General features: G+C 66.5%; 10 protein-coding genes. 1 reads left to right on the forward strand and 9 read right to left on the reverse strand.

The features are described 5' to 3' along the window. Positions 1-66: 66 nt before the first annotated feature. From ACW5DW_RS10995 to ACW5DW_RS11020, 6 genes are all read right to left on the reverse strand, one after another. Entirely contained in the window at positions 67-777 is a 711-nt protein-coding gene (locus tag ACW5DW_RS10995) for a DUF6445 family protein (protein WP_457018903.1), read from the reverse strand. Positions 778-784: 7 nt separating this feature from the next. Then, a complete protein-coding gene (locus ACW5DW_RS11000; protein ID WP_457018904.1) occupies positions 785-2,413 on the reverse strand; it encodes a tryptophan halogenase family protein in 1,629 nt (542 codons plus the stop codon). Positions 2,414-2,507: 94 nt separating this feature from the next. Next, entirely contained in the window at positions 2,508-3,530 is a 1,023-nt protein-coding gene (locus ACW5DW_RS11005; protein WP_457018905.1) for a cupin-like domain-containing protein, read from the reverse strand. A 2-nt stretch (positions 3,531-3,532) separates the two neighbouring features. Next, positions 3,533-4,279, reverse strand: coding sequence for a SapC family protein (locus ACW5DW_RS11010; protein ID WP_457018906.1), 747 nt, complete (start codon positions 4,277-4,279; stop codon positions 3,533-3,535). Positions 4,280-4,470: 191 nt separating this feature from the next. Then, positions 4,471-7,689, reverse strand: coding sequence for a TonB-dependent receptor (locus ACW5DW_RS11015; protein ID WP_457018907.1), 3,219 nt, complete (start codon positions 7,687-7,689; stop codon positions 4,471-4,473). 590 nt (positions 7,690-8,279) lie between these two features. Further along, the gene (locus tag ACW5DW_RS11020; protein ID WP_457018908.1) at positions 8,280-8,933 is read right to left on the reverse strand and encodes a TIGR00645 family protein; all 654 of its coding nucleotides are present in this window, start codon (positions 8,931-8,933) and stop codon (positions 8,280-8,282) included. Positions 8,934-9,286: 353 nt separating this feature from the next. On the opposite strand from ACW5DW_RS11020, the gene ACW5DW_RS11025 reads away from it, so the two are divergent. Then, positions 9,287-10,735 carry an MFS transporter gene (locus ACW5DW_RS11025; RefSeq protein WP_457018909.1) on the forward strand — a complete coding sequence of 483 codons (1,449 nt, stop codon included), beginning with the start codon at positions 9,287-9,289 and terminating at the stop codon, positions 10,733-10,735. Between the two features lie 60 nt (positions 10,736-10,795). On the opposite strand, the gene ACW5DW_RS11030 is transcribed toward ACW5DW_RS11025, so the two are convergent. The 3 genes from ACW5DW_RS11030 to ACW5DW_RS11040 all read right to left on the reverse strand — a co-directional run bounded on the left by ACW5DW_RS11030 (position 10,796) and on the right by ACW5DW_RS11040 (position 16,344). Then, positions 10,796-11,812 (reverse strand): cupin-like domain-containing protein, encoded by a 1,017-nt coding sequence (locus ACW5DW_RS11030; protein WP_457018910.1) that lies wholly within the window; start codon positions 11,810-11,812, stop codon positions 10,796-10,798. Between the two features lie 114 nt (positions 11,813-11,926). After that, entirely contained in the window at positions 11,927-14,992 is a 3,066-nt protein-coding gene (locus ACW5DW_RS11035) for a TonB-dependent receptor (RefSeq protein ID WP_457018911.1), read from the reverse strand. Positions 14,993-15,333: 341 nt separating this feature from the next. Then, positions 15,334-16,344, reverse strand: coding sequence for a LacI family DNA-binding transcriptional regulator (locus tag ACW5DW_RS11040; RefSeq protein WP_457018912.1), 1,011 nt, complete (start codon positions 16,342-16,344; stop codon positions 15,334-15,336). Between the last annotated feature and the right edge of the window lie 9 nt (positions 16,345-16,353).

Genomic DNA, 16,353 nt, shown 5'->3' on the forward strand with positions numbered 1-16,353 from the left:
ACACCTGCGCGCGGCAGGCGACGATTCGGCAGGACCGGCCCGGACCCACGTCGGCAGCAGCCCGGCTCACTGCGACGGCTCCAGGACGTCGATGAAGCTGTTGATCGACAGGCGTCCGGCATGGACGTCCGCCGGCGGAACGCGGGTGCTGTCGATGTTGCCCGAATGCAGCACGTTGCGCCGGTAGACCACGATGCGGTTGTAGACGCCCTCGACGCTGCCGATCTGTTCGAACAAGGTGGAATCCCCGTTGATATACCCCATGCCGGTCGCGTCTTCGCGCCGGCTCTCTTCCTGCAGGGTCTGGTAGTAGGCCTGATGCCGCGAGGCGTCCACGGACTCGAAGCCGGTGGCGCGGTGACGGTAGAAGGCGGTGCCTCCCCAGTCGCCGCGGAACAGATAGTGGACCGTGGCCAGGCCATTGGCCTGCACCGAATCGATGTGCGGGATCTGCTGCAGGAAGCTCAGCCGCTGCGGCGGCAGCGTCACCAGCGAATAATGGCAGGTCGGAAACGCGAACCGTCCCTGCGCCGGCAGCCCGAAGTGTTCGGCCAACAGCGGCCGGATCAGCTGCTCCAGGAACACTTCATAGGAAATCGGCGCGCGGATCCGCACGCCGGGAAACATCGCCCCGTGCGGCGCGAAATGCCCGCGCGCCGCCTTGCGCACCAGGCGATCGGGGTCGGCCACCGCCTGGTCGATGACCAGCAGCGGCGCCTCTTCCGCGCCGATCCGCCGTACCTGAAGGCGCAGTCCGGGGTGCGCCTGGATCAGCACCTGCGCGTCACCTGGTCAGGTCTCCGCCGACGCCCGCGACCTTGCCGGTCACCCGCTCATGCTGCCGGGCGCGTGCGTACATCTGTTCCCAGGCCGAGGCCGGCGCCTTGCAGTAGCTGTCGAGAAACTGCTGGTGGCTGGGCATGGCTGCTACCGCGCCATCGATCGGCTTGCGCACGCCCTCGAGCAGGCGCTTGAGATCGGCATCCGACAGCGCGCGGGTCAGCGGGTGGTGGTTCTGGGGCACCACGCCCTGGCCGAGCATGCAGTGGGTCCAGGAATCGAGGCGGAACAGCTCGTCCTCCCCCTGCCACGCGTAGCCGGTCTCGCGGAACACCTGGATGCGCTCGGCCAAGCCCGGCGGCAGCTCCATTTCGCGGCACTGCTTCCACAGGGGCTCGTCGCGCTGGTTGAGGTGGTAATGCAGCACGACGAAGTCGCGAACGTGCTCCAGCTCCTGGCGGCTGACCTGGTTGTAGCGGTCCACCGCCGCCTGGCTGATCCCCTCGAACGGGAAGAACTGCACCAGCCGGGTCACCGCGCTCAGGGTCAGGTGGATGCTGGTGGACTCCAGCGGCTCGATGAAGCCGCTCGCCAGTCCGAGCGCGATCACGTTCTTGTTCCAAGCCTTGCGCCGGCGTCCGGTGCGGAACGGGATGATCCACGGGTCGCGCAGCGGCTTGGCCGGGTTCTCGGCAAGCAGCTTGGCGGTCGCCTCGTCGTCGGACATGTGCGCATCGGAAAACACGATGCCACACCCGATCCGGTGCTGGAGCGAGATCTTCCAGTGCCAGCCGGCCTCGTGCGCGATCGCGCGCGTGTACGGCACCGCCGGTCCATCGGCTTCGGTCTGCAGCGCCACCGCGCGGTTGCTTGGCAGCCAGTGGTTCCAGTCCTCGTAGCCGGTGTGCAGCGCCTGCTCGCTCAGCACCGCGCGCGCGCCGGTGCAGTCGATGAACAGGTCGCCTTCGATGACCTGCCCGTCCTCCAGCACCAGCGCCTGCACGAAGCCGCTGTCCGGGTCCTGGCGCACCTGGGCGATCCTGCCCTCGACCCGCTTGAGCCCGCTGCCCTCGCACTTGATGCGCATGAACGCGGCATACAGCCCGGCGTCGAAGTGGTAGGCATAGCTCACATCTTTACGCTCCATCGCGGCCGCCTGGGTCCAGCGCATCGACCACTGCTGGGTGCTCTGGCCGGTATTGAACAGGGCGAAGCGGTCCTGGCGTGCGGCGGCGGTCTCCAGGCAGTAGTCGCCCAGATCGCTCTGCATGCCGCGGCGGCGACTTTCCAGCCAGAACTGGTGGAAGTCGCAAGACCAGGTGTTCACACCGGTGGTGCCGAACGGATGGAAGTAGTGCGAACCCGGACGGATCCAGTTCTCGAACGAGATCGACAGCTTGAAGCTGCCGGCCACGGCGGTGAGGAATTCGCGCTCGTCGATCTGCAGCAGCTTGTGGAAGGTGCGGATGGTCGGGATCGTGGACTCGCCCACGCCGACGGTGCCGATCTCCTCGGACTCGACCAGGGTGACGTCAAGCAGGTCGCGGAACTGGTGGGTCAGTGCGCACGCCGTCACCCAGCCCGCGGTGCCGCCACCGGCGATGACCACCTTGCGGATCCGGTTCTTTTCCAAGGTATCCCCTCCATTCAAGGGCCCGCCGCGAAGGCGGCTGGCGAAGTAACGACGTCGCACCAGCGCGGCGCCGGAATCCGCTGCCCGCAGGCGGTCAGCGGTTGAGTCTGGACAGCAACGCCGCGCGCATGCGCCGGGCGGCGGTTTCGTCGAACGGGCCCAGCTCGCCGCGGCCCTGCTCGGGCAGGTGCGCGCCGGCCAGCCCGGCCGGGCCGAACACGTAGTACTCGAACAGTTCCCGCCAAGCGCGCTTCTCGTGCTCGGGGCGGTCGCGGATGGACCACAGCGCCATGTTGAGCGCATGCATCGGCGTGGGGATCCACTCCGGCATGCTGCTCCACCAGTAGTTGACCAGCACGGTGAACGGATCCAGCCCCTTCACGTGGTGCCACCACAGGCTGGGAATGAAGATCGCGTCACCAGGCTGCAGCACGACGGTCTGGCCGGCCTCCATCGCCGCGGCGAAGCGCGGGAAGCGCTCCAGGTCCGGGGCATCGAAATCCACCACGCTCACTGCCTGGCCGCCGGGCGTGGGCTGCAGCGGGCCCGGGTACAGGTTGTGCACCTGCTCGGGAGGGAACACGGTGAAGCGGCGACGGCCGACAGCACAACAGGCGATGTTGTTCGGCGCGTCGTAATGGCAGGACGCGGTCACCCGGTTGCCGATCCAGATGCTGGGCGGCGCCTGAACCCCCTGCTGCTCCAGACCCAGGTCGTTGTGCTGGCGCAGGGTCGGCAAGGAGGAGTCGACCAGCAGCGAGGCCACGTAGTAGGTGGGCGGCGCCGGGTCGTCCAGATGCGAGGCCAGCTCGTCCAGCACCTGGTCCAGGGTGCCACGACGCACCTGGCAGTTCAGTGCGGTGAAATCATCGTTGTAGAACGGTCGGCCGCTGGTGGCCGGCTCGCCCCAGCTGTACTGCACCGGGCACCCGTTGTAGCTGGCACGCAGCTGTTCCATCGCCGTGCGCGGCGACTCCAGCCCGGCCTGCACCAGGCTCCACTGGCGAGCCACGCCCGGAAGCACGGTGGGCAGATTCTCGGCAATGAGGCGATCGACCGGCAAGGTCCCGGCGCTGAAACCCTCCAGGACACGCACCTTTGGCAGCCGGTCAAACATGCTCAGGCCGCCCGGCCCGCTGCCTGTGCGTGCAGCCTGCTCTGCTTCTCGGCGACCAGCCGTTGCATGTTGTGCAGCGAGGACACCAGCAGGTAGACGCCTTCCAGCCAGCCGGCGCTGTGCAGCTGGTGCAGCTGGGTGGCGTCCAGCGCGGCCAGGCGCTCGCGGTCGATGCCGTACAGGCCTTCGAGGTTGATCTGGCTGTCGTCGTCGAAACGCACGTCCAGCTGCACCGGCTGGATCAGCTCCAGGCGCTCCAGCTCTGCGTACATGGTCTTGGCCGCGCCGGCGCCGGCATGCAGCCCGCGCAGCACCCGCATCACCTTCTCAAGGTACGGGCTATGGCCGCCTTGCGGCGCGAACACCGGGTGGCCGTGGCCATCGCGCACGCGCGGATGTTCCAGGTCGACGTGCAGCACCGGCTCGTTGCGCAGTTCGCCGTCGACCATCTGCTCCTGGAAGCCGATCAGGAACGGACCACGCGCGATCACCGCCGGCAGGTAGTTGGCCTGCCATGCGTCATCACGTAGGTACAGGTTCTCGTTCGGCCCGAAGCCGAGCAGTGCAACGGCATGGAACGAACCGTCGGAATCCTTGCGGAAGAAAATCGGGTATTCGCGCTGAATCTCGGCGAACTCGGTCGGGAATGCCTCGACCATGCCGACGTCATCGCCGTAATCGGCGCTGAAACGCGCTGACACGCGCAGGTGGCTGTGCGCGACGTTGTTGAGCAGTTCGTAACGGGCCATTTAGGCTCCAACTTGTCCTTCGGACCGCAGGGGTCCCTTCCCGGAAGCAGTGCTTCCCCCCGAGGACCATATCGGCAACCGGGTATCGCCCGCAAGCGGCGCGCGGCCTGCAGCAGGGCAGAGAAAAAAGGGACCGTCGCCGAAGCGACGGTCCCTGCCTTTCCATGGAACTTGCTACATCACTGTTGCGGTCAGAACACGTAACGCAGACCCACCATGTAACGCGGGGACTGGTCGACCACGCGCACGAACTGGTTATGCGAACGCGCGCTCCAGCGGGTGTCTTCGCCGGTAACGTTGATCGCTTCAGCCGCAACCGTCAGTTGGTCGGTCAGCTGGTAGCTCACGCTCAGGTCGATCTGCTCGTACTCCTCGACGAAGTACGGGTTGCGGTTGTTGCCGTTCTGGTTGGCAGCCAGCAGGTACTCGTCACGCCAGTTCCAGGCCACACGCGCCGACCAGCCGTACTTCTCGTACATCAGCACGGCGTTGGCGGTGTCGCTCAGACCGGTCAGGGCAAACACGTCCGTACCCGGATCAGCGGCACGGTCCACGCCCACGTCACCCTTCACAACGGTGTAGTTGGCCTGCATGCCGAAGCCAGTGTCACCGAAGAAGTACTGGCCGCCAATTTCCCAGCCGCGCAGCTTGGCCGCACGCTGGTTGACAGGGCGATTGACGTCGAACATGTACAGCGGGTCGCCAAGGGCGGCATCGCCGATGATGTCGTACTGGGCCTCAAGCGCGAGCGACTGCGGGCCGGAACCGTCGTACGCCGCCAGGCCGCCGGTCTCGCCGGCGTAACGGAGCAGCGCGGTGGCAGCGAACAGGGTGGTGTAATTCTGGTTGCAGCCCTCGGCAGGGTCGCCACCCGCCGCAGTCACCTGCGCAGCACATGCCGGGCTGGCCAGGAACGCATTGGCCGCCTGCGCGTCCGCGCCGGTGGTCGGGTCGAGCAGGTCGTACAGGTTCTCGCGTACCACGGTGTTGCCGATGAAGTTGGTGACGCGCTTGTTCCAGTACGTCACGCCGATGAAGCTGGACGGAGCGAAGTACCACTCCACGCCGAGGTCGAGGTTGTCGGACTCGAGCGGCAGCAGCGACGGGTTCTGGGCGTTGCCCGTGGCACGGAACTGCTCGCCGAAGAGGGTCGAACCGCTCGGGCCACCTGCGGTCGGGCCGGCATACAGGTTGCCGTACGGGGCGCGGGCGATCGTCTTGCTGAACGACGCACGGCCCTTGAGGTCGGAAGTGAAGTCGATGCTGAAGTCGAGGTTCGGCAACAGGTAGCTGTAGCTGTTGGTCTCGCTGAACGGCTGGGATTCAGGCGAGGTCCGCACCTGGAAGTCGTTGTTCGACAGCCACGCCATGCTCCCCGGCACCTGGATGACCGAAGTCGATGTCAGGTCGGTCTTCTCGTAACGCAGGCCGGCAACCGTGTAGGTCGGGAAGTCGCCAAGCATGCCGTCCTGCTCCCACTGGACGTACACCGACTGAGTCTTCTCCCGGACCTGGTTGTCAGCGTCATACCTGTCACGGACCTGGGATGAGATGTTGTCGCAACGGTTGTTCGCCGCCCACGCCGCGGGCGCGGTACCGGCGGCGCAAAGGCCTTCGGCCCACTGGGCCATCTCGCTGGCGTTGCCGATCCACACGTTCGAGTCAGCTTGGCCGACGTTGAAGTCGTTGAACTGGTCGGTGATGCTGAACGGGTTCAGCAGCGAAGCGATGTCGGCGATCTGGCCGCGGTCGGTCGAGCCCCAGTCACCCAGGGTCATCAGGTGCGTATGGCCGTCGACGTTCAGGCGCCGCATCTTGGTATCGCTGGTGTCGACGCCGAACAGGAAGCGACCGTTGTCGAACGCGAACTCACCGTCGACGCGGCCCTGCATGACCTCGCTGTCCTGCCGGGTCGACCAGATGCGCATGATCTGGCTGCCGAACTGCTCCGGGGGGAAGTCCGGGTTGACCACGCCATTGGTGTCGGCCAGCGCGTCCGCGGTGGTCGGATACAGCGTGTTCCACGCGATCGGCAGGCCGCTGCCGAACTCGTATTCCTGGGTCCAGTTGTTGGTGCTCGGATCCGGGGCGAAGCCGCCGAAGCTGAACGCCGTGGAGCTGCCCCCGGTGATCGGGTCGTTCGGACGGCTGCTGTTCTTGGTGTTGTGGGCGTCGACGCTCAGCGTGAAGCTATCGGTGAGGGCCCACTTCATGTTCAGGCCGATCGAGTCGAGCTCGGACTTCTGCTCGTCGCGCTGCTGCTCGAAGCCGAAGTCCTTGCCGCCGCCCGCCAGGTCGCGGATGTAGGACGGGGTGGCCACATCCGGGTTGCCGTCGAAGGTCACGTGGGTCAGGTTGTTCTGCAGCCACAGGGTCTGCTCGCCACGATTCTGGGCGATCTCGTTGCTCGAGTGGGTGTAGTCCAGGGTGAAGACCACCGCGTCGGTCGGGGCGAACTGCAGCACCGCCTGCGCGTTGAGGCGCTCGCGCTCGAAGTCCTGGTACGCGTAACGCACGTCGTTCGGCATGGAGTACAGCTGGCCGATCGCCGGCGCGTTCTCGACCACCGCGTCCGGGCGGAAGCGGCTGTCCGAACCGGTCCAGCGGGCCACGTTCCAAGTGTTCTGGGTGGCCTGGACCGAGCCGCCGTGACGCTTCTGGTGGCTGGCATTCACGCTCACGCCCCAGGTCTTGTCCGGGTTGGCGTAGCTGAAGATACCCGAGACTTCCGGGGTGATGTCGCTGTCGAGGATCTGCGACTCGTCGGACATCGCCTTGATTCCGCCGCTGGCGATGATTTCGCCACCGGGGTGGTTGAACGGACGCGAGGTCAGGATGTCGATCGTGGCGCCGATGCCGCCGCTGGGCTGGGAAGCACGGCCAGTCTTGTACACGGTCACGCCGCTGACGGCCTCGGAGGCCAGCTGGGCGAAGTTGAAGCCACGGGAACCGGAACCGACGCCGCCGATCTCAAGGCCGCCGCTGCCGAAACCGTCGGCACCCGGGATCTGGCGACCGTTGAGGGTGACCAGGTTGTAACCCGGGCCGAAGCCACGCGCGGTGACCTGGGCGCCTTCGCCGTCGCGGCGCTCGATCGAGATGCCGGTGATGCGCTGCAGCGACTCGGCGAGGTTGGTGTCGGGGAACTTGCCGATGTCCTCGGCGCTGATCGCGTCGACGATACCGCTGTTGTCGCGCTTGATGTTCATCGAGTTTTCGAGGCTGTTGCGCAGCCCCGTGACCACGACTGTATCGAGCGTCGACGCGTCCTGGGCCGCGGCCTGGGTCTGCTGCGCGACGGGTTCGGGCTGTGCCGGATCCTGCGCGAATACCGGGTTGATGATCAGCACGCCACCGACGAAGGTGAACATTGCCTTTGACTTCAACCCTTTCAACTTCTTGTTGCTCATGGAATATGTCCTCAGCACTGGATTAGAGCGAAGAAAAGCGCGTCGCTGCACACGGCGGCCTGTTGGCCGCGCCAGTGCGGAACTTCCAGGATCCTGTTCACCCTCATTCGACTGCCCTCCCCGTAGATTCATGACTTCAGTAGGTGTTTCGGCGTTGCGCCCTTCCTCCGGGCTGCACGGGACCTGGGGCCCACGCGCTTTTCAACAGACCTCGATCGACTCCTATCCCGCCCGCCGTCCCCCTGTCGGACTACCGGCCGTGTTGCGCGGGAGGTGGCGCTTCCCTGCATGTTTTCCCGTTCTTATTCTTGTTAGCGCTAACACACGCGCGCCGACTTGATAACATATCGTTACGCGGGGTGTCACCGTGCGGTGCAGCAAGCCGCCACGGGCCGCATGACAGCGCAGTCGTTGCCCGCGCAACCACCGCCTGCAGTGCCGGGATGCGCGGAGATGATGCGGTTTTTCGCCGCATCGCGGCTGGCTGCAGGCCTTGGTGCGGCGGTGGCGGCGTGGAGACGCGGCCTCGGGGTCGGTCCCTACCTATCGCGGCTGAAGCCGCTCCTACACGAGAGCGGGGTGTATCGGGATCAGTGTCCGGTCGCGTGTTCGCGCTTGGCGGTGCTGCCGGTCATCAGCTTGTCGGTGTAGGCGATGCCGATGGCCGACAGGATGAAGGCGCCGTGGATGATCGACTGCCACATCACCCCGGCCGTGGTGACCTTGGTGCATGCGGGCGCCGCCAGGACAAGGCCGTTGGCGACCGCCTGCGCATGCGCACCGAGTGCGGTGATGTACTCGAGCGATCCGCACAGCGGCGCGCCCACTTCGCCGGCGGCGATGAAGGTCTTGAGCAGGTGGATCGAGGAGATGCCGATGATCGCCATCGCCAGCTTCACCTTGAGTACGCTGGCGTTGACGTGGCTCAACCACTCCGGCTGGTCGGGGTGGTTGTGCAGGCCCAGGCGCGACACGAAGGTCTCGTAGCCGCCGACGATCACCATCACCAGCAGGTTGGAGATCATCACCACGTCGATCAGCCCCAGCACCAGCAGCATGATGCCCTGCTCGGTCAGGGCATTGGCGTCCTGCACCAGATGCAGCAGTTCCTTGACGAACAGGAACACGTACACGCACTGCGCCACGATCAGGCCGAGATACAGCGGCAGCTGCAGCCAGCGCGATCCGAAGATCACCCAGGCGAGCGGGGACAGGCGCGGGGTGGGGCTGGCAGTGGACGACATCGGCGCTCTGGCGGGGGAGGGAGCGCGGAGATTAAAGGTGTCGCGGGAGGCTGCCAAGCGCGCTGCGCGATCGACTTCAGGCAGTCACTGTAGCCGCTGCACGGTGTCATGCTGCAGCGCATCCAAATGCTCGCGGAATCAAAACGTTGCGATGGATCCCTGGTCGATCCGGCGGAAACATTTGACAACGTTGTCACGAGTCCGTACAAGCGTTGCGTCGCCTGTGTCAGGCGCGGCGGTGCGAGGAGAGGCGCACCGCGGCGACGGCATTTGGGGACATGGCGGCGGCCGGATGGGGAAATTCGGCCGCCGCCCTTTTACTTTCCCGACCTCAACTCGCAACGGCAGGACCCATGGCCACCCAACAGACCCGCTGGTCGCAGTTCGGCGTGCTCGTCACCGTGTTCTTCTTCTGGGGCTTCGTTGCCGCCAGCAACGACATCCTGATCCCGGTCTTCAAGAACGCGTTTCATCTCACGCAGCTGCAGAGCATGTACGTGGCGTTCGCGTTCTATGTCGCGTATACGGTCGGCTCGATCATCTACTTCGCCACATCGTGGGCCACCGGCGGCGATCTGCTCAACCGGATCGGCTACAAGAACGGAATCTGCCTGGGCCTGCTGATCTCGGCCGCAGGCTCGCTGCTGTTCTATCCGGCGGCCAATGCAGCCTCGTTCGGGCTGATGCTGTCGGGCCTGTTCATCGTGGGGCTGGGCTTCTCGCTGCAGCAGATCGCCGCCAACCCCTTGGCGATCGTGATGGGCAACCCGGCCACCGGCGCGCAGCGACTGACCCTGGCCGGCGGCGTCAACAACTTCGGCACCACGATCGGGCCGCTGCTGGTGAGTTTCGCGATCTTCGGCGGCGTGCTCAGCGGCGGCACCGAGGCCAGCATCGAGAGCGTCAAGATTCCCTATCTGGTGCTGGGCGCCGCCTTCGTGCTGGTCGCGGTCTTCCTCAAGTTCTCATCCGTGCCCAACCGCATCGACCTGGATGAGGTCGCGCGCGACGAGGCCGAAGACCCGAGCCATCTGGTGCACAAGAAGTCCGCCTTCGCCTACCCGCAGCTGGTGCTGGGCATGATCGCGATCTTCGTCTACGTCGGCGTCGAGGTCTCGACCATCGCCAACCTGCCCGCCTACCTGGAAGAGGATCTCGGCATCCCGACCTCACAGCTTGCGCCCTACGTGTCGCTGTACTGGGCCAGCCTGATGATCGGGCGCTGGGCCGGCGCCGCTGGCGCGTTCGAGGTTGGCCTGACCGCACGCCGCATGCTGACCGTGTTGCTGCCATACCTGGCCTTTGTCGTCTTCCTCGCGGTCAACGCCATCGCCCGCCACGAGGTCACGCAGTTCTTCGGCTATGCGGTGGTGATCGTGCTGATGATCGCGGCCACCTTCGCCAGCCGCGGCAATCCGGCGCGCATGCTGCTGATCTTCTCGCTGTGCGGCATCGCCGCGCTGCTGCTGGGCATGGCCACCACGGGCAGGGCCAGCATCGTTGCCTTCGTCAGCGTCGGCCTGTTCTGCAGCACGATGTGGCCGTGCATCTTCGCCCTGGCCATCACCGGCCTGGGCCGCAACACCAACCAGGGCAGCAGCCTGCTGATCATGATGATCATGGGCGGCGGCGTGGTGAGCTTGTTCCAGGGCTGGCTGGCCGATGTCACCAGCATCCACATGAGCTTCATCGTGGGCGTCGCCTGCTTCGCCTACCTGGCGTTCTATGCAGCGCGCGCACCGGCAATCCTCAGGAAGCAGGGGATCGACCTGGACAAGCTGGCCGCTGGCGGCGGGCACTGATTCCCGACGGCTTGCGCTGACGGCACGGCGCGAGCCCAGCCGCCGCGAGGCGACAGCCGTTCAGCGCTGCAGGCGTTGCACCAGGTGCGCCCTGAGATTGGTCGCCCTGGCTTCATCCAGCGGCGCCAGCACGCCACGCGCCGGTTCCGGGATATGCCCCGCCACGGCTGCCTCGTCGAACTCGAATACGTGGTGGCGGAACACGTCCTGCCAGATCGCGCGTTCGTGCGCGGGCAGCTGGCGGATGCACAGGATCGCCGCCATCAGGGCGGTGATCGGCGCGTCCATGTACGCCGGCACCCGACGCCACCAGTAGTTGACCAGCACGTTGAACGGATCCAGCGCCTCGATGTGGTGCCACCACATGCCGGGGATGAAGATCGCATCGCCCGGCCCGAGATCGGCCACCACGGCATGGTCCCAGGCCTCGGCAAACTTCGGATAGCGGGCCAGGTCTGGCGCCAATGGATCGACCAGGCTCACCGGCTGGCCTGCGGGGGTCACGTCCAGCGGCCCGATGTACAGGTTGGCCAGCTGGCTCGGCGGAAACAACAGGAAGCGACGGTGCCCGGCGGCGACGCAGGCCAGGTTGTCGGGCAGGTCCTGGTGGACCGGTACGCGCGAGCGGTTGCCGATCCAGATGCTGGCCAGCGCCTCGCGTGCGCCCAGGTCCACGCCGTTGGCCGCGTCCAGGTCGGGCAGGTAGGTCTCGAGCGTGGTCGCGCCAAGGTAGATCAGCGGCGGATCAGGCTCGTCGCGGTACTTGAGCAGCGTGTCCAGCGCCACGCCGAGCGGAATCTTTTCGCGGCGGAAGTCGAAGCCGCGCATCGTCGCGTCGTAGAAGATGCGTCCGCCCGCCTGCGGCGGGGCGATGGTGGCGATCGCTGGCAACGCCGGATTGGCGAACTGCCTGAGGTATGACACCGCATCGGCGTCCGAGCGTCCGGCGGCCTGCACCAGCGGCCAGCGCTCGACAAGCCCACGGATGACGCGCGGCTGCTGCGACGCCAGCACGTCGTGCAGCGCCGACACCGGCGCCTCGGGAATGCGCGGGAGCGCATCGATGGCTTGCAGCATTGGATGGCCTCCGGCATCGAACCCTGCCCTGCCCGGGAGGCGTTCCTCCGGGCAGGGTAGCGGATCGGATGCCGTCGCTGCGGCGCGATGCCGGCCGCAGCGACGGGCGCGACTTCAGAAGCGGTAGCGCAGTCCGAGCATGTAGCGCGGTCCGGTCTGGGTGGCATAGAACACCTGCCGCTCATGTCGTCCGTGCGATCGCATCGTCTCGTCGGTCAGGTTGATCGCCTCGGCGTGGAGCGAGAGGTTCTCGTTGACCCGGTAGCTCACGTTGACGTCCACCTGACCGTAGGCTTCGACGTAGACCGGGTTCGGCCGCCAGCTGTCGAAGGTGCTCGACAGGAACTCGTCGCGCCAGTTGTAGGCCGCACGCACCTGCCAGGGCCCCTGGTCATAGAACGCCACGAAGTTGGCCGAGTCGCTCAGCCCCACCAGCGCGAACTGGTCGCCGAGGTTGTAGTCGTCGTAGGTGAGGTCGGATTCGACGATGGTGTAGTTGGCCGACATGCCGAAGCCACTGCCGCCGAACATGTGCTGGACGTTGAGCTCCCAGCCGTCGAGCTGCGAGGATTCCTTGTTCACCGGCACGCTGACGCGGAACACCGCCAGCGGATCGCCGGGCAGGCCGGCAATGGTGCCCAGCGGCTGCCCGTCCTGGCCGATGCCGGTCTGGACCACGCCCGGCGCGCCTGCGTAGTTGTCGAAGATGTAGCTGCGCACGCAGCCGCGGAAGTCGATCGCGCCCTGCACGCAGCCATCGGCGATGGCCTCGTTGAAGTAGGCGCCGCCCACCGGCGTGCGCAGGTCGAATGGCGAGATCTCGACGACCGACGTGCCGATGTAGTTGTCGATGTCCTTGCGGAAGTAGCCGACGGACAGGTAGCTGCCCTCGCCGTAATACCACTCGAACGAGAGATCGAAGTTCTTCGATTCCAGCGGCTTCAGGCCCGGGTCGCCCTGCGAGCCGGTGCCGCCCTCGTAGCCGGCGAACGAATCGAGCGTCTGCCCGCCCTGGATATGGTTCCACTGCGGCCGGCCGATGCTGTGGCCGTAGCTGCCGCGCAGGACCATGCTGTCGGTGATCTCGAGGCCCAGATCCACGCTGGGCAGCCAGTAGTCGTACTTGCCGCGCAGGGTGGTGAAGTCGGGATCACCGAACTGCACGGAGAACTCGTTGTTGCCCGTCCACAGCAGCCCGGTCGCGATCGGCACCAGCGCGCTCGAGGTCACCTCGGTTTCTTCGTAGCGCACGCCGACGGCCACGTTGAGCGGCATGCTCAGGTCGAAGGTGTTGCTCCATTGCACGAATGCGCTCTGGGACTTTTCCGTGGTGCGGCGGTCGGTCGAGAAGTAGTCCGGCGGCAGGTAGGCCGCCTCGTCCCCGCCACGCGCGGCGATCGCGGCCTCGCGCAGGCGCGCGAAGTCGAACAGGTAGAACTGGCCGAAGGCATCGCCGCTGCCCGGGAACTGGTCGAAATAGCGGCTGATGTCGTCGGCGATCCACAGATCGTCCGCATAGTCGCCCGCGCCGCCGCCGAAGCCGCCCCAGTCGTCGCGCTGGGTGAAGTGGTAGGCGGTGCGGTTCTGCACCTCGGTGTACGCGACGCCAAAGTCCAGGCGCGAGTAGTTGTCGAAATCGAAGCGGCCGCGCACCTGGCCCTGGTCGACTTCCGACTTCATGTGGCTGTTGCGGAAGGACGAGCCGGTCACCATCATCTCGTCGGCGCCCACCGTGGACACGCCGGGCGGCAGCAGCACCGACAGCACCGGGAAGTCGCCGCTGAAATCCACGTTGGTCACGCCGCGCGCGAAGGCCGCGGTGCCGATCACATTGTTGGAGCCGAACGGGCTGTTCGCGCCCGACTCGGCGCTCGAGCGGTGGTAGTCGAACTCGAGGTCGAACGCGTCGGTCACTTCCCAGGCCACGTTGAAGCCGAGCGACTTGTTCTCGTTCTTCGTGGAGTTGAGCGATCCAGCCATCGCCAGGTCGCCCCATCGCGGCTCGAAGCCGGCCGGACAGACGTTGGCCACGTCGCTGGCGGTCCACTGATCGGTGGCCGGGTTGAAGCAGCCGGCGTACTCGGTGTAGCTGGTCGGTGCCGCGATCGGGCCGTCGGTCCACGCGGTTTCGGAGGCCGCCTGGTTGAACCAGGTGGACAGCTCGTGCCGGCGCGCCTGGATCCTGTTCTCGGCGTAGGTGTAGTCAAGCGTGGCGGTGATGCTGTCGGTCGGCGCCCACTGCAGGGTGGCCTGGCCGTTGGTGCGCTGGCGCTGCACGCCGTTGACCGCGTAGATCAGGTTCTGCGGGATCGAGTAGATGTCGCCTGCGCCGGGCGGATTGGCTGCGTTGGCGGCCGGATCCGCGTTCGCCAGCGGGCCCTCACCACCCGGGAAGGCGTACCAGCCGCCGCCCACCGCCGCCTCGTTGTAGCCGAAGTCGCGGTCCTGGTAGCTGCCGCTCAGCGCGATGCCGACGCGACCGTCGGCGAAGGTGTCGCTGAAGATGCCGGACATCTCGCCGGTCCACTTGTCGCCGCGCATCGCGCCGGGCAGGTTGTCGACGGATGAGTCATTCACCGCCTTCAGGCCCACGCTGGCCAGCGGGCCGCTGTCCAGCGGACGTGCTGTCTTGATGTTGATCGTGGCACCGATGCCGCCGGTGGGCGTCGACGCGCGGCTGGTCTTGTACACCTCGACACCGGAGATCGATTCCGAGGCCAGGTTGGCGAAGTCGAAGGCGCGCGAGTTCGATGCGTTGGTGGCCTCGATGCTGGACGCGGGCATCTGGCGCCCGTTGAGCAGCACCAGGTTGAAGTCCGGACCCACGCCGCGGACGGTGACGCGCGAGCCTTCACCCATCGACCGGTCGATCGACACGCCGCTGATGCGCTGCAGCGATTCGGCCAGGTTGGTGTCGGGGAACTTGCCGATGTCCTCGGCGACGATGCCGTCGACGATGCCCTGCGCGTCGCGCTTGAGGTTCATCGACGATTCCAGGCTGGCCCGGATGCCGGTGACGACAATGGTGTCGAGTTCCGAGGGTTCGCCGGTCGCCTGTTCGGCGGCCGGCGTCGGCGCGGTGTCCTGCGCCAGGGTTTGCGCCGCGAGCGGCGTGCTCAGCGCGAGCAGCAGCGCCGAGGTCAACAGGCGCCGCCGGGGCGCTGCTTTGTTGGTTGTCATGAACCTTCCTCTCCCAAGGTCGTCACGAATCAGGTTGAGATGCCGCATCCGGCATGCCGGCGGCGGGCTGGATTAGGAAGGTGCCTGACAGCGTTGTCAACCCTTGAATTCAAGGCTCCGCGACTGTTAGCGCTATCTTTTTGCAACGCGCCTTGTCGCGCCGCAGGACAGCCCTGTCCCATGCCAGACACGCGTCATCGGGGACGTCAAATGCTGCGTGACAGGTCAGCAGATGACCTGGCGCTGTCCGTGCCTACCATGGGCAAGACACGGCGCGACGCGGCGCTGCCACGCCCGGAAAGGGGCGCAGCGGACGCGGCAGACAAAGCGATGGATTGTGCTCAGACCCTTCGCGGGCCGGTCGATCGGCGCAGCTGCAGCGCGTACGGCACGGTCACCATGCCGCCGCTTTCGCGGTCGCGGATTGCCTTGAGCAGTTCCACGCCGGCAAGCCGGCCCATCTCCCGCGTGGGTTGGCGCACGGTGGTGAGCGAGGGATAGATGTGGCGCGCGATCGGCGTGTCGTCGAAGCCGCAGACCGAGATGTCGCGCGGCACCGACAGGCCGCGTTCGCAGATCGCGCCGATCGCGCCGGCGGCCATGTCGTCGTTGGCGGCGAAGATGGCGGTGGGCGGGTCGGCCAGGTCGAGCAGATGGTTGGTCGCGTCGAAACCCGAGTCGTAGGAGAACTCGCCGTCGGCGATCAGCGTTTCGTCGAGCTCGAGGCCGGCGCGCTCCATGCCTGCGCGAAAGCCGGCCAGCCGCCACTTGCTCGCGCCGTGCGCGGGGTGGCCCTTGATGTGGGCAATGCGGCGATGGCCGAGCGAGGCGAGGTGGTCGATCATCTCGGCGACTGCGCTGGGTTCGTCCACGACCACGCCGATGCGGCGGTTGCGCTCGGTCGGCGAGATGCTTGCCCAGGGGATGTCGAGTTCGTCCAGGCGCGCCAGCAGCGCGGCGTCGTCGGTGATCGGCGGCGTCAGCACCACACCGTCCAGGCGCGACTGCAGCACCAGCGATTCGACCTTGGAGACGATGTCCTTGGCGTCGTACACCAGCGGCGCCAGCATCAGGTTGTAATGCTGGGCCTGGCAGGCGTCGAGCACGCCCTGCTCGACTTCCATCAGGTAGTTGCTCGACGGGTTGTCGTAGAGCATCGCCACCAGGTAGGACTTGCGCCCGGCCAGCACGCGCGCCGACGGATGCGGCCGGTACTGCAGGCGCTCGACGACCTCGCGGACGCGTTCGCGCGTTTGTTCAGAGACATTGGGTTCTTCGTTGAGCACGCGCGAAACGGTCTTCATCGACACGCCCGCTTCCGCCGCCACATCTTCGATCCGTACGCGCACCATCGGTTTGCA

This window comes from Luteimonas sp. A482, assembly GCF_054072655.1.

What these genes read in the sequence shown, in the direction of transcription:
- ACW5DW_RS11005 (WP_457018905.1), bottom strand. Translation starts at nt 3,530, where the DNA reads ATGTTTGACCGGCTGCCAAAGGTGCGTGTCCTGGAGGGTTTCAGCGCC.
- ACW5DW_RS11010 (WP_457018906.1), bottom strand. Translation starts at nt 4,279, where the DNA reads ATGGCCCGTTACGAACTGCTCAACAACGTCGCGCACAGCCACCTGCGC.
- ACW5DW_RS11015 (WP_457018907.1), bottom strand. Translation starts at nt 7,689, where the DNA reads ATGAGCAACAAGAAGTTGAAAGGGTTGAAGTCAAAGGCAATGTTCACC.
- ACW5DW_RS11020 (WP_457018908.1), bottom strand. Translation starts at nt 8,933, where the DNA reads ATGTCGTCCACTGCCAGCCCCACCCCGCGCCTGTCCCCGCTCGCCTGG.
- ACW5DW_RS11025 (WP_457018909.1), top strand. Translation starts at nt 9,287, where the DNA reads ATGGCCACCCAACAGACCCGCTGGTCGCAGTTCGGCGTGCTCGTCACC.
- ACW5DW_RS11030 (WP_457018910.1), bottom strand. Translation starts at nt 11,812, where the DNA reads ATGCTGCAAGCCATCGATGCGCTCCCGCGCATTCCCGAGGCGCCGGTG.
- ACW5DW_RS11035 (WP_457018911.1), bottom strand. Translation starts at nt 14,992, where the DNA reads ATGACAACCAACAAAGCAGCGCCCCGGCGGCGCCTGTTGACCTCGGCG.
- ACW5DW_RS11040 (WP_457018912.1), bottom strand. Translation starts at nt 16,344, where the DNA reads ATGGTGCGCGTACGGATCGAAGATGTGGCGGCGGAAGCGGGCGTGTCG.